We start from the raw sequence: 12,685 nt of genomic DNA, 5'->3' as shown, positions 1-12,685 counted from the left end.
TTAATTACTATTGCATTTATATCATCAGTTATAAACGACACTCCCATTAACCATGAAAAACAAAATCTTATTCGCATTAGTAATTGTATTAGTATTAATCCAATTTATCCGCCCTGAAAGAAATCTTTCCGACGACCAAACCTATAATATTTCTACTAAATATGTAGTAACAGACGAAGTGAAGGATATTTTAACGGTAGCCTGCAACGACTGCCACAGTAACAAAACAGCATATCCGTGGTACGCTAACATTCAGCCAGTTGCTTTTTGGCTTAATCATCATGTGGAAGAAGGTAAAGAAGAACTTAATTTTTCAACTTTCACTAAACTTCCCATCGCTGTACAAAACCATAAATTAAATGAAACAGTTGAACAAATAGAAAAGGGAGAAATGCCTTTACCTTCATATACTTATTTAGGTTTACACAAAGAAGCTAATCTGACAGAAGCGCAAAAGAAAGTACTTATTGATTGGGCAAAAGCTCAGATGGACACGTTAAAGGCTACTTATCCAGCGGATAGTCTTGTATTGAAAAGAAGGAAAAAGCCTGTGACCGATTAATTATGTAAGTTTTATCCATAATTATATAATATGTCTGCTAATACTTTACCATAATTTTGTGTTATTAAAATATCTCACAAATCATGGAAAGCGAAACAGGTATTCAACATAACATCAAAACTTTGGTTATCCCCGTTACGGGGATGACCTGTGCTGCTTGTGCTAGCAGTGTTGAAAATATCCTTCATAAGCAAAATGGCGTATTAGCATCAAGTGTAAATTTTGCAAGCGAATCGGCTAAAATTCAATTTGATACCAATCTTACTTCACCAGAATTTTTACAGGGAAAACTCCAAGCTATCGGCTACGGCTTAATTTTGGGAACACCCGAAAAAGCCAAAGAACAACAAAACCTCATTAAACAAAATCATTATAGAACACTCAAACAAAACTTAATCTGGGCTAGTATTCTTACGCTCCCTGTGGTAATCATTGGGATGTTTTTGATGGATATGCCTTATGCCAATTGGATAGAGTTGGTACTTACTACCCCCGTTCTTCTCTGGTTTGGCCGACAATTCTTTGTCAATGCGCTTAAACAAACCCGTGCTGGAAGTGCCAATATGGATACACTTGTGGCTTTAAGTACTGGTATTGCTTTTCTGTTCAGTTTATATAATACGCTGTTCCCTGAGTTTTGGCATCATAGAGGTTTGCACGCTCATGTATATTACGAAGCTGCTGCGGTGGTCATTGTATTTATTATGTTGGGCAAATTATTAGAAGAAAACGCTAAAGCAAATACTTCTACTGCCATCAAAAAGTTAATGGGCTTACAGCCCAAAACAGTTTTAATAATTGATAATGGCGTAGAAAAAGAAATAGCCATTGCTGATGTACAAGTAAGTGATAGAATTTTGATTCGTCCGGGCGATAAGATACCTGTAGATGGGAAAGTACTTTCTGGAAATTCATTTGTAGATGAAAGCATGATGAGTGGTGAGCCTTTGCCTGTAGAAAAAAGTAAGGGTTCAAAGGTATATTCTGGTACTGTAAATCAGCAAGGTAGTTTCAAATTCATTGCTGAAAAAGTAGGCGATGAAACATTCTTAGCACAGATTATCCAATTGGTACAAGAAGCCCAAGGCAGTAAAGCTCCCGTACAAAAATTGGTCGATAAAATTGCTAGTATTTTCGTCCCTATCGTTTTAGGTATTGCGGTGGTAACTTTTATCGTTTGGATGATTTTCGGAGGAGAAAATGCTTTGACGCACGCATTATTAACTTCCGTATCAGTATTGGTCATTGCCTGTCCCTGTGCTTTAGGCTTGGCTACGCCTACCGCTATTATGGTTGGTGTAGGGAAAGGTGCCGAAAACGGAATTTTGATAAAAGATGCTGAAAGTTTGGAAATTGCCCACAGGGTCAATGCCATTATTTTAGATAAAACAGGTACAATAACCGAAGGCAAACCTTCTGTAAGTGATTTAATCTGGCTGAATGACTCTGCCAACGAAACTTTCAAAAGTATTTTACTATCCCTTGAAAGTCTTTCTACACATCCTTTAGCAGAAGCAGTGACTCAATATCTAAAATCAGAAGGAACAAAACCTTTAACGCTTATTGATTTTGAAAATATCGTCGGCAAAGGAATACAGGCTACATTTGAAGGTAAAAAGTATTTTGTCGGCAGTCCGAAATGGATAGAAAATATCGTAAAGACTATTGATAATAAAGCAGTTATCTCTTTAGAAAAGTCAGGGAAAACTGTGGTTCTTTTTGCAACTGAAGTTCAAGTAATAGCCATCATTGCTATAACAGATAAAATCAAAAGTACTTCTGCTGAAGCCATTCAACAATTACAAAAACAGGGCATTGACGTATATATGCTGACAGGTGATAATGCTTTAACAGCAGAAAAAGTAGCAAGCCAAGTAGGTATTACAAATGTACAGGCGGGCTTACTACCCAATGATAAAGCACTGTTTATTAAGCAATTGCAAAAAGAAGGCAAAGTAGTGGCGATGGTTGGTGATGGTATCAACGACTCACAAGCGTTAGCCCAAGCAGATATTAGCATTGCGATGGGCAAAGGCTCGGACATTGCGATGGACGTAGCCAAAATGACTATAATATCTTCTGATTTACTAAAAATTCCAAATGCCTTAAAGCTTTCTAGGCAAACGGTATCAACTATTCACCAGAATTTATTTTGGGCATTTATTTATAATCTGATAGGTATCCCATTGGCAGCAGGCGTATTATTTCCATTCAATGGCTTTTTGCTAAATCCTATGATAGCAGGAGCGGCAATGGCGCTCAGTTCAGTTTCAGTAGTTAGTAATAGTATTCGTTTAAAATATAGATGATTGGTATCATCATTAAATCACAATCCAAGATGGCAACTTTAACATTCAAAACCAATATCAATTGCAATAATTGCGTAGCTAAAGTAAAACCTTTTCTCAACCAAGTAGAGAATATAGAAAATTGGCAAGTGGATATTGAAAATCCTGATAAAACCCTTAAAGTATCGGGTGAAGACGAACTGACGAGTCAAGAGGTAATTGAGGCTGTGCAGAAAGCTGGCTTTACGATACAACCACAGTAAACGGTTCAACCTGAGTACAAATGTTTATCCTTCATTTCTATGAAGGATAAACAAGTACATACAACTCGCTTATTTAATAATCAAAATCTTAGCATTTTCTATGCATAATAATTCATGCAGAGCTTTCCCTGGAAAATGAATAAAATCACCCGTTTGAAAAATATTCGCCACTCCTTCAAGCTTAATTTCCATTTTCCCTGATTGCACTATCACAAATACGTCTGTTGGGTTACTATGCGATGGCATTTTATCTCCTGTTTCAAACGACTTATATATAATTTTTGCCCCTACTATTTCTTGGAGTACTTGCATCTTTTTCTCAACAAGTGGGTATTGTCCTCCTAATAAACTTCCGATTTCCATGATATTATTGCTATTAATAGTGGTGATGATATTTGATTTACTATGCTAGCTCAGTATGTTGAAGCCAATAATAAAACTATGAACTATCGCACTAATCCAGAAAATGGTTACGCCAATCCTGACTGGTTGAGCGGAAAGTATAGGAATAAGTACACTAAAAAAACAAAGTACACAAGCTGCTAATTGCCAGTCGCCACCGTTATAGACATTCATACTCACTAAAGTAAGAGGCGTTAAAATATTGGCTTGAATCATCAGAGAAAATCCATTCCAAAAAGCACGGTTATTTTCTTGTTGTTCGAAAAAAATAGTATATTGATTTGTTAGAGCATTCATAATTTTTTTGTGTTTGATTATGATACAAATTTGCAAGTAGCCTGTCACTCCAGTTTATGACCTAAATCATATTGTAAAAAATAATGCAGAGCATAGAAGTTCAATATCGTTTTACAAACAACCTGTAATTTTATGTTCCATCGTTATCTTTGTTTTAAAAATCTTGTATGCAATGATTCCTCCAGCTATTTTAGAAAAATTTGGTGCCACCCGTAAAATATTGGTGAAAACTGAAGTGCTTTTTGAAGAAGGGACGGATGCACATTTCTATTATCAAATTATCAATGGCGAGATTAAAGTATTGAATTGGTCGGAAGAAGGAAAGGAATTTATTCAAGGCATTTTCTCGGATGGTCAAGGTTTAGGCGAACCTCCCTTATTAGGGCGTTTCCCCTACCCTGCTACAGCCATGGCTACAATGACTACCGAAGTATATAAGTTATCCTATCAGGCAATGATAGCTTTATTACAAGATAATTTTGATATTCATTTAAAACTCACACATATTCTTTCAAATAGGCTACAATATAAAGCCATGATTATGAAAGATATGAGCACTCAAGATGCTGAACACCGCATTGTTTCGATGCTTAGTTATTTAAAGAAAAAAGAAGGTATTAAGGGAGTTTTTGAAGTAAATCTTACTCGACAAAATCTTGCTGATTTAACTGGATTAAGGGTAGAAACTGTAATCAGAACAATTAAACTAATGCAAGAACAAAAGAAATTAAAGATAAAAGGGCGAAAAATTTGGTTTGAATAGGTGTTTAAAAACCTATTAAGAGAAAAATTTTACCCGTTGCATTCAAGGAAGGCTTGACACTCTGACGTAGTGAAACACTACGCCAAGTGAGGGAGAATCTTTTTTATAAATATTATTAGTAATTACTTTTATCATTATCATAAATTATTTCAGTTACAAATGATTTAATATCTATAAATAAATGTCAAAATATTCCTATAAATCTGAAGTGGCAATTGAATATTCTTTCTTAATTCCAGATACACAGGTTTTATAAATGTTATAATTTTTAATTCCTGAGGTATCATTATTAAATAATTCTTTTTTTACTTGCCTTAAAATTCTTCTATTTGATTTTTCAATATTATTATCATTTTTCAAGGAATCACATTCATCATAAAAAATTGAAATATAATAACAATCGACAGGATAAGAATAAGGTGTAATAGGAAGGGTGTGAACCATCCCTGTTATTTCTGAACATTTTAATTTATTCTTTAATGAATCAAGTAACAATTGTTCTCTTTTTGAAAATATCAATTGTTCTTTGGTTGGAGGCGTTTTTCTTTCACTCCCAAATAAGATCATAATAACAAAGAATCCATATTGATAGACTGCGAATCCTATTATCAATCCTATTGATAATAGGATTCCATTATTTTTAGATATCATAAATATTAATTAAAATTGCTACAAATAAACATACGAAATAATTATGACACTATGACGTATTCAAACATTACCACAAGCGAGGGGAAAGTTTTTACCCATAATTTTAGCATAAAATAACTTCAAAAAAAGCTATTTTATCAAAACTATCAAAGCCTTATTACTGCCATAAAAATCAATTATTTAAAAAGCTAGTTAAGAAATCAGCACATTTTGTTAAAAAAATTAAGTATATTTAAAGATTAAGTGTCTTTTTTTATTGAAAACGCAATTATTTTAACTGAATGACCCCAAAGTTTTTATATGATGAAAAGGAACTGTTAACGCTTGCGTCATCTGGCCATGAACAAGCTTTTACGATGCTTTTTCATGCTTATAAAAATAAGTTATATGGCTATTTGTATCGATTGACAGATTCTAACGAGATAACAGAAGACATTATTCAAGAGCTTTTTTTGAAACTTTGGAAGGATAAAAGTGAGCTAGTCAATATCGTTCAGTTTGATGCTTATTTGTTCAGGATGGCAAAAAATCAAGCCTTGAATGCTTTTAAAAGCATGGCAAGGCAGACACTTTTGTATGCTGAATATTTTGATACTCAAAGCATCGAAGTATATTCAACTGATAATATTATTCAATTTGATGAAACACAAAAACTGTTGAAGCAAATTATTGAAAACCTTCCTCCCCAACAAAAACTTATCTTTAAATTAAGTCGTGAACAACATTTAAAACACGATGAAATTGCAGATATGCTCAATCTGTCGCCCTCTACAGTAAAAAACCACATCATTCAAGCCCTCAACACAATAAAACATAAGCTTAAATATCAAGCGGCATTCTACCTTTTTTACATGTTTTGGATTGCCATAAAAAAATAATTTAAAAATTATTTAACATCGACTAGTCCTATCTTTTCCCAGAATTGTCTTCTATTTAGTTAACATCAAAAAACAGTGGTTTTATTGATTGTTGACTTATCAATATTATAATCTAAAAGGGACAAAATCCATTGATGTGATATGCCTTCAGAGAGAATCAGTTTTTTAGTGGAAAGATATTTCAGTAATTCTTGTACTGAAGCAGAAAAGTATGAACTGATGCAATGGGCAAATACGGCTTCTGAAACTGAACTTGAAGAGATTTTGCATAGTTCATGGCAAAACCATGAATCAAATCTGGAGATGCCAACAGAAATGTCTGACAGGATAATGTCTAAGATATTTACTCAAAATCAAGTTTCTGATGAGGATGATGAATATTCAGAGGAAGAAGATAAACCAAGCATTGGCTTTTGGCGTGTTAATTACAGCATAGCGGCCTCGATTGCCTTAATTATTTCAGTTGGGTTGTTCGCATGGTTTCAATACAACACGGTTGATAAAAGAACTGAAAACAGAATAGTTCAAGTAAAGGAATTTGAAAAAAATGATGTATTGCCCGGTAGCGACAAAGCGATTCTAACATTTGATGATGGTACTAAAGTAGCTTTGGATGATTCAAAAAACGGAAGCCTAGGGAAACAAGGGGAGACCAATATCCTTAAGCCAGAAAAAGGACAATTAGTATATCAATCTACCAAAACCGCTGTCGCCCAACCAATGTATAATACCGTCACGACGCCAAAAGGTGGGCAGTATCAGGTGGTGCTATCAGATGGCACCAAGGTATGGTTGAATGCGGCATCAAGTCTAAGATTTCCATTAGTTTTTGAAGGGAATGAGCGGAAAGTGGAGATGACTGGCGAGGTATATTTTGAAGTAGCAAAAAATGCGAAAAAGCCATTTAAAGTCATCAGCAACGGGCAAGAGGTTGAAGTATTGGGAACACATTTTAATATCATGGCTTATCCTAACGAAAAAGCCATTAAGACTACCTTATTAGAAGGTTCTGTAAAAGTTAGCAAAAATGACCATTCAACGATATTAGAGCCTGGTCAACAAGCAAAAGTGGGCTTTAATAATAATATTTTCAGAACGATAAATGATGTTAGTCTGGAAGAAGAGCTTGCTTGGAAAAACGGATATTTTCAGTTCAATAATGCTAGTTTAGAGATGATTATGCGACAGATAGAACGTTGGTACGATGTTGACATTCAATATATTGGCAAAATACCTGATGAACATTTTACGGGCAAACTCCAACGAAATACCAATTTGTCGAACGTATTGAAGATATTATCAATGAGCGAAGTTCAATTTAAGATAGAGGGCAAAAAAATAGTGATAACACCATAGTTTGGGAAGCTTAAAAATACTGAGTATAAATAAAAAATTGTTAAACATATTTTCAGTGAAAGTGGCACTCAATCCACAAAAAGGCATTAAACAACGAAAAAGCGAAAACGCGGCAACGTTTTCGCTCTAAATCGGAGTTTGATTAAAATAATTTTTCCAAGTATCTCATTTAACCCCAAAACAAAAGTATGAATCGCAATCCTATTTTCCAAATTAGGCTGGGTTTGCCGTGTAATTCGGCGTCCTGTCGTGGACAACAATTTTCCACTAAATTTTTCAGGGTCATGAAACTAACCTTTATTTTATCATTGACGATATATTTACAGGTAAGCGCTGTTGGGTTTTCACAAAGGTTTAATTTAAACCTTAGAAATACCGCTATCAATAAAGTATTCAACGAGATTGAAAAACAAAGCGATTATACGTTTTGGTATAAAACAGATTTGTTGTTAAATGCGGAAAAGGTATCTATCAATCTTAAAAATGCTAAGCTTGAAGAAGTCCTTGAGAATTGTTTTGCCAATCAACCCCTCGATTATTTGATTGTTGATAAAACCATTGTCATCAAATCCAAAAAAGTTAATCCTAAATTAGAACTTCCTATTGAAATACTATTACAAACTGTTAAAGGAAAAGTAATCTCCTCTACTGATTCAAAACCATTAGTAGGCGTAAATATTGCTATAAAAGGCACATCCAGAGGAACCACAACAGATCCAAACGGAGAGTTCTCCTTAAATGCTACTAAAAACGAAACCCTTGTGTTTTCTTATATTGGCTATAAATCAAAAGAAGTATTGGTAGGTAACCAAACATTTATCTCGATTAATTTACAAGAAATAGCTACATCTTTGGCTGAAATTGCAGTGGTAGGTTACGGAAACCAATCACGTAAAACACTTTCAAGTGCTGTTAGTACTATTAAAACTGAAGAGCTTAACAAAGGGGCAATTACAGACCTCGGACAATTACTACAAGGTAAAGTACCAGGGTTAAATATCACCGCCAATGGTGACCCTAACAAACCTGCTGCTGTGATTTTGAGGGGTGCTTCAACCTTGAATAGCTCACAAGGTCCATTTTATGTAATTGATGGAGTACCGGGTGCTGATATTTCAACTATTGCACCAGACGATGTTGCTTCAATTGATGTGCTGAAAGATGCCGCAGCAACAGCTATTTATGGAAACCGTGCTGCCAATGGGGTAATCATGGTGACAACTCGAAAAGGCAAGAAAGGACAAACACAAGTTTCGTACAGTTCATTTGTAGGTCTCGAAAAAGTATCTAATAAACTAGATATGATGACGGCTTCAGAATTGCGTGCGTTTATGCAAAAACTGAATATTTCTTTCTCTCCAAAAGACGATAAAGGTGCTGATACTGATTGGCAATCTGCTATCCAAAAGAAACAGGCTATTTCAACTAACCACAACCTTTCTGTAAGTGGTGGTGGGGAGCATACTTCTTATAGTGCAAGTTTAAATTATGTAAAGAAGGATGGTATTTTGTTGAATAGCTCTTTAGAAAGAGTAATCGCTCGTTTGTCGATTGAGCAATTAGCTTTGAAAGACAAATTAAAATTTGCTTTCTCCATCACTAATTCAAGCAGTGATGCTGAGGATATTCCTTATAGAAATACGGTTCTTTTACAGTCAACATCTTATTTGCCTGTATCGCCAATTACAAATGCTGATGGTACTTATTTTGAGAATTTAGAAAACTCTGGTTATTACAATCCAGTTGCGATGGTTAATAATAGCCAAATGAGAACCAAGTATAGTAATTTGATTGGAAGTTTTAAAACTCAGTTAGAATTGCCTTTTGGTCTAACTTATAATTTAGACCTTTCTTACATGAATTCTAATACACTACAAGGTACATATTACAATAAATATTATACAAGTACTTATAACAATATGTATGACAACCCAGATCCTGGTCTAGGTTTTCACTATCAGCAAACATTTGGTAAGGACGGTCAAGCTAGTAGAAGTTCATACCAAAATACGAACAAAATTTTAGAAACATATTTAACTTGGAATAAAGAGTTTGGCAATCACACAATTAATGCAGTACTAGGTTATTCTTGGCAAAACAATAAAATTGGTGATGGTTTCCAAGTAACTACCAGTAACTTACCGGTTGATAACATAGGTTATAACAACTTAGCACTAAGTAATCCTTATGGAATCTCAGGTTATCAGATTAGTTTTGGACCAGACGGTGTTTATCAAGAGACTCAATTAATTTCAGACTTTGCTAGATTCAATTATAATTACAACAATAAATACTTATTACAAGGCTCAGTAAGAAGAGATGGTAGCTCAGTATTTGGCAAAAATAATCAGTGGGGATATTTCCCTTCAGTGGGTGCTGCTTGGAGAATCAGTCAAGAAGATTTTATGGCAAATCAGGATATCTTGAGTGATTTGAAATTAAGAGCAAGTTATGGTGTAACAGGTAACGCTTCAGGGTTTAATGCTTATACTTCTCAATTTATTTCAGGAGGTTTAGGAACATATTACTATAATGGTACATTAGTAGCAGCAAACGGGCCAACTAAAGCGGCAAACCCAGATTTGAAATGGGAAAAAACAGCCACAACGAACATCGGTCTAGATTTTGCAACGGCTAATAATAAAATTAGTGGTTCATTAGAATTGTATAATAAAAATACTACTGGAATGATTTATTCTTATAGTGTTGACCCAATTCTTGTACCAGTAGGAAGTATTGTTGCTAATGGTGGAAGTATCAACAACAAAGGGATTGAATTAACTGTTAATGCAAAAGTAATCAATAAGGGCAAATTTAACTGGGCAACTACCATTAACCTTGCACATAACAGTAACGTAATTACAAGTTTAACCAATCCTTTATTTGCAGGTGGAGATTCAGTACTTTTATCTCGCCCAGAAGGTGGCGGACAATCAGGACGTTCATTACAAATTCTAAAATCAGGAAGACCTCTCGGACAATTTTTTGCTTTAGAATATGCAGGAAAAAATGCTTCAGGAGTTTCTCAGTTTGTTGGTGCTGATGGTAAATTAACGACTACACCGAAAGAAGGTGTTGATTATCATTACTTAGGTAGTGCACAACCAAAATTATTATTAGGTTGGAACAATACATTCAAGTATAAAAATTGGGATTTGAATGTATTCATCAGAGGCGTTTTTGGCAATAAAATTTTCAATGCTACGCGTGCAGACTTATTCAGACCAAACACAGTACAATATGCTAATATCTTGGCAGATGCAGCCAACGAATCGGCTTCAGATTATAATGCATATTTTTATTCATCACGTTTTATTGAAGATGGAAGTTTTATCAGATTTGATAATGCTACTTTGGGTCATAACTTCAAAAACTTAGGTTCAGCAGTTAAAAACCTAAGAGTTTACGGTTCTGTCAATAACCTTTTTGTGATAACAAAATATACAGGTGTTGACCCAGAAGTAAACCAAGGAGGTATCGCTCCAGGGGTAGATTATAATAACTTCTATCCAAAAACGCGTACTTTCTTAATAGGTGTAAATGTTTCATTTTAATTGTTAAAAATCTGAAATTATGAAAAAGTCATATTTATATACATTACTATCAGTACTACTTTCGGGTGTACTGTTCTCTTGCCATGATTTAGTCGTGCCAGTAACGACTGAACTAACTCCAGACGTTTTTCCGACCAATACTGAACAATATATTTCGGCATCTGGTCCTGTATATGTTTCACTAAGAGGTAATTATGCTGTTGAACATTTCCAACAACAATCTTATAGTACGGATGAATCTATTATGCCAGCAAGAGGTGGAAACTGGTTTGACGGTGGACAGTGCCAAACGATGCATTATCATACTTGGACAAAAGACAATGGTTTTATTAACGGGAACTGGACTTGGCTATCGACAACTATTGGCGTTGCCAACCAAACGTTAAATATTCTATCGACAACCATGCCAGCAGGTGCCACTAAAAATACAAGTCTTGCTGAAATAAAGATGGTAAGAGCTTTTACGTATTTTTTGATGATGGACAGTTACGGTAACGTACCGATTGATACGGTTTATGGAGATTTTACGCCCAAAACCAATGTAGCTAGAGCAGATGTATTCAAATTTATTGAGAAAGAAATTAATGCTGCTATTCCTTATCTAAGTGAAACTTCAGGTGTGGCTACTTATGGAAGACCTAATAAATGGACGGCTTATGCTCTATTAGCTAAATTGTATTTGAATGCAGAGTATTACACTGGAACAAAGAGATACGATGATTGTATTGCTGCTACTGACAAGATAATCAATTCGGGTTTATTTGCTATTGAACCTAGAAGTACATATCTAAAAATGTTTTATCCTGATAATGGTCCTTCTAAAAAGGAATTTATTTTTGCGATTCCTTATGATGCAACTTCAACCAATAGCTTCCCGTTTAGATCAACAAACTTGCATGCTCGATATAGCATTCCAAGAAGTATGCGTGCAAAATTTAAGTTGCCATTTACACCAAGTGGTCCTGAAAGTACTTTGCCAGAATACTATGCCTACTTTAACGATGCTAATGATGTAAGAAACGGTCAGTGGTTAACTGGATTACAGTATATGGATGATGGTTCTCCAATAACTGTTCAAACAACAAAATTAGGTCTTGACCAATTCTATAAAGGTAGCGATGGAGCTACTCCGGTTACTTATCAAGTAAATTTAACACCAGAAGTAATTCTTCGTCAAGATGTTGCTGCTTTTGATGCAGGAAATGATGAAATTGCTTGGAATATGGGTTATCGTAACAATAAATTTTATGCTGATGGTACTTCATTAAGCAGAAATCAAAATAATGATATTCCTATTTTCCGTTATTCTGATATACTGTTGATGAAAGCAGAAGCTATTCTTAGAGGTGGCGCAGCGACATTAGGTCAAACTGCTCTTTCTCTGACAAATCAAGTAAGATCAGAAAGAACTACTTCTGCTTCATTAACAAGTGTAAATTTAGAGTCACTTTATGGAGAAAGAGTAAGAGAGTTTGCTTATGAAGGATGGCATAGAAATGATATGATTCGCTTTGGTAAGTTTGAGGGTAAATGGGGTTATAAAACAGATTCAGATGTTAATCACAGAATTTTCCCAATCCCAAGAGTTGCCTTACAGCTTAACCCAAATTTAAAGCAAAATCCTGGTTATTAATTAAATCGACCATTTTAAGGTCTTATCTATATTTAGTG

The 12,685-nt window shown here is 34.6% G+C and carries 11 protein-coding genes; 8 read left to right on the top strand and 3 right to left on the bottom strand.

The genetic code is table 11. The features are described from left to right. Nucleotides 1-52: 52 nt before the first annotated feature. The 3 genes from VB264_RS08715 to VB264_RS08705 all read left to right on the top strand — a co-directional run bounded on the left by VB264_RS08715 (nt 53) and on the right by VB264_RS08705 (nt 3,113). Nucleotides 53-562, top strand: a complete 510-nt coding sequence (locus VB264_RS08715; protein ID WP_323248541.1) for a heme-binding domain-containing protein — start codon at nt 53-55, stop codon at nt 560-562. Nucleotides 563-645: 83 nt separating this feature from the next. Continuing rightward, entirely contained in the window at nt 646-2,871 is a 2,226-nt protein-coding gene (locus tag VB264_RS08710) for a heavy metal translocating P-type ATPase (protein ID WP_323248539.1), read from the top strand. Between the two features lie 29 nt (nt 2,872-2,900). After that, nucleotides 2,901-3,113 (top strand): heavy-metal-associated domain-containing protein, encoded by a 213-nt coding sequence (locus VB264_RS08705; protein ID WP_323248538.1) that lies wholly within the window; start codon nt 2,901-2,903, stop codon nt 3,111-3,113. A gap of 69 nt (nt 3,114-3,182) precedes the next feature. On the opposite strand, the gene VB264_RS08700 is transcribed toward VB264_RS08705, so the two are convergent. Both VB264_RS08700 and VB264_RS08695 read right to left on the bottom strand, forming a co-directional pair. Next, nucleotides 3,183-3,476, bottom strand: a complete 294-nt coding sequence (locus VB264_RS08700; protein WP_323248536.1) for a cupin domain-containing protein — start codon at nt 3,474-3,476, stop codon at nt 3,183-3,185. 45 nt (nt 3,477-3,521) lie between these two features. Further along, the gene (locus tag VB264_RS08695; RefSeq protein ID WP_323248535.1) at nt 3,522-3,812 is read right to left on the bottom strand and encodes a hypothetical protein; all 291 of its coding nucleotides are present in this window, start codon (nt 3,810-3,812) and stop codon (nt 3,522-3,524) included. Nucleotides 3,813-3,984: 172 nt separating this feature from the next. On the opposite strand from VB264_RS08695, the gene VB264_RS08690 reads away from it, so the two are divergent. Next, nucleotides 3,985-4,575: a Crp/Fnr family transcriptional regulator gene (locus tag VB264_RS08690; protein WP_323248533.1), complete on the top strand. Its 591-nt coding sequence runs from the start codon at nt 3,985-3,987 to the stop codon at nt 4,573-4,575. Between the two features lie 195 nt (nt 4,576-4,770). On the opposite strand, the gene VB264_RS08685 is transcribed toward VB264_RS08690, so the two are convergent. Further along, the gene (locus VB264_RS08685; protein ID WP_323248531.1) at nt 4,771-5,226 is read right to left on the bottom strand and encodes a hypothetical protein; all 456 of its coding nucleotides are present in this window, start codon (nt 5,224-5,226) and stop codon (nt 4,771-4,773) included. A gap of 281 nt (nt 5,227-5,507) precedes the next feature. On the opposite strand from VB264_RS08685, the gene VB264_RS08680 reads away from it, so the two are divergent. The 4 genes from VB264_RS08680 to VB264_RS08665 all read left to right on the top strand — a co-directional run bounded on the left by VB264_RS08680 (nt 5,508) and on the right by VB264_RS08665 (nt 12,647). Continuing rightward, nucleotides 5,508-6,104, top strand: coding sequence for an RNA polymerase sigma factor (locus tag VB264_RS08680; protein WP_309917015.1), 597 nt, complete (start codon nt 5,508-5,510; stop codon nt 6,102-6,104). 141 nt (nt 6,105-6,245) lie between these two features. Continuing rightward, nucleotides 6,246-7,460 (top strand): FecR family protein, encoded by a 1,215-nt coding sequence (locus tag VB264_RS08675; RefSeq protein ID WP_323248528.1) that lies wholly within the window; start codon nt 6,246-6,248, stop codon nt 7,458-7,460. A 284-nt stretch (nt 7,461-7,744) separates the two neighbouring features. Continuing rightward, nucleotides 7,745-11,014: a TonB-dependent receptor gene (locus VB264_RS08670; protein ID WP_323248526.1), complete on the top strand. Its 3,270-nt coding sequence runs from the start codon at nt 7,745-7,747 to the stop codon at nt 11,012-11,014. A gap of 19 nt (nt 11,015-11,033) precedes the next feature. Further along, nucleotides 11,034-12,647: a RagB/SusD family nutrient uptake outer membrane protein gene (locus VB264_RS08665; protein ID WP_323248525.1), complete on the top strand. Its 1,614-nt coding sequence runs from the start codon at nt 11,034-11,036 to the stop codon at nt 12,645-12,647. Nucleotides 12,648-12,685 lie beyond the last annotated feature (38 nt).

The sequence above is a fragment of the Arcicella aquatica genome (genome assembly GCF_034928825.1).
Classification (GTDB): Bacteria; Bacteroidota; Bacteroidia; order Cytophagales; family Spirosomataceae; genus Arcicella; species Arcicella aquatica.
This window is presented reverse-complemented; position numbering and strand designations above follow the sequence as displayed.

Bases quoted from the DNA above. Each gene is read 5' to 3' on its own strand.
- VB264_RS08680 (WP_309917015.1), top strand. From the start codon at position 5,508: ATGACCCCAAAGTTTTTATATGATGAAAAGGAACTGTTAACGCTTGCG.
- VB264_RS08670 (WP_323248526.1), top strand. From the start codon at position 7,745: ATGAAACTAACCTTTATTTTATCATTGACGATATATTTACAGGTAAGC.
- VB264_RS08675 (WP_323248528.1), top strand. From the start codon at position 6,246: ATGCCTTCAGAGAGAATCAGTTTTTTAGTGGAAAGATATTTCAGTAAT.
- VB264_RS08665 (WP_323248525.1), top strand. From the start codon at position 11,034: ATGAAAAAGTCATATTTATATACATTACTATCAGTACTACTTTCGGGT.
- VB264_RS08695 (WP_323248535.1), bottom strand. From the start codon at position 3,812: ATGAATGCTCTAACAAATCAATATACTATTTTTTTCGAACAACAAGAA.
- VB264_RS08700 (WP_323248536.1), bottom strand. From the start codon at position 3,476: ATGGAAATCGGAAGTTTATTAGGAGGACAATACCCACTTGTTGAGAAA.
- VB264_RS08715 (WP_323248541.1), top strand. From the start codon at position 53: ATGAAAAACAAAATCTTATTCGCATTAGTAATTGTATTAGTATTAATC.
- VB264_RS08685 (WP_323248531.1), bottom strand. From the start codon at position 5,226: ATGATATCTAAAAATAATGGAATCCTATTATCAATAGGATTGATAATA.
- VB264_RS08710 (WP_323248539.1), top strand. From the start codon at position 646: ATGGAAAGCGAAACAGGTATTCAACATAACATCAAAACTTTGGTTATC.
- VB264_RS08705 (WP_323248538.1), top strand. From the start codon at position 2,901: ATGGCAACTTTAACATTCAAAACCAATATCAATTGCAATAATTGCGTA.
- VB264_RS08690 (WP_323248533.1), top strand. From the start codon at position 3,985: ATGATTCCTCCAGCTATTTTAGAAAAATTTGGTGCCACCCGTAAAATA.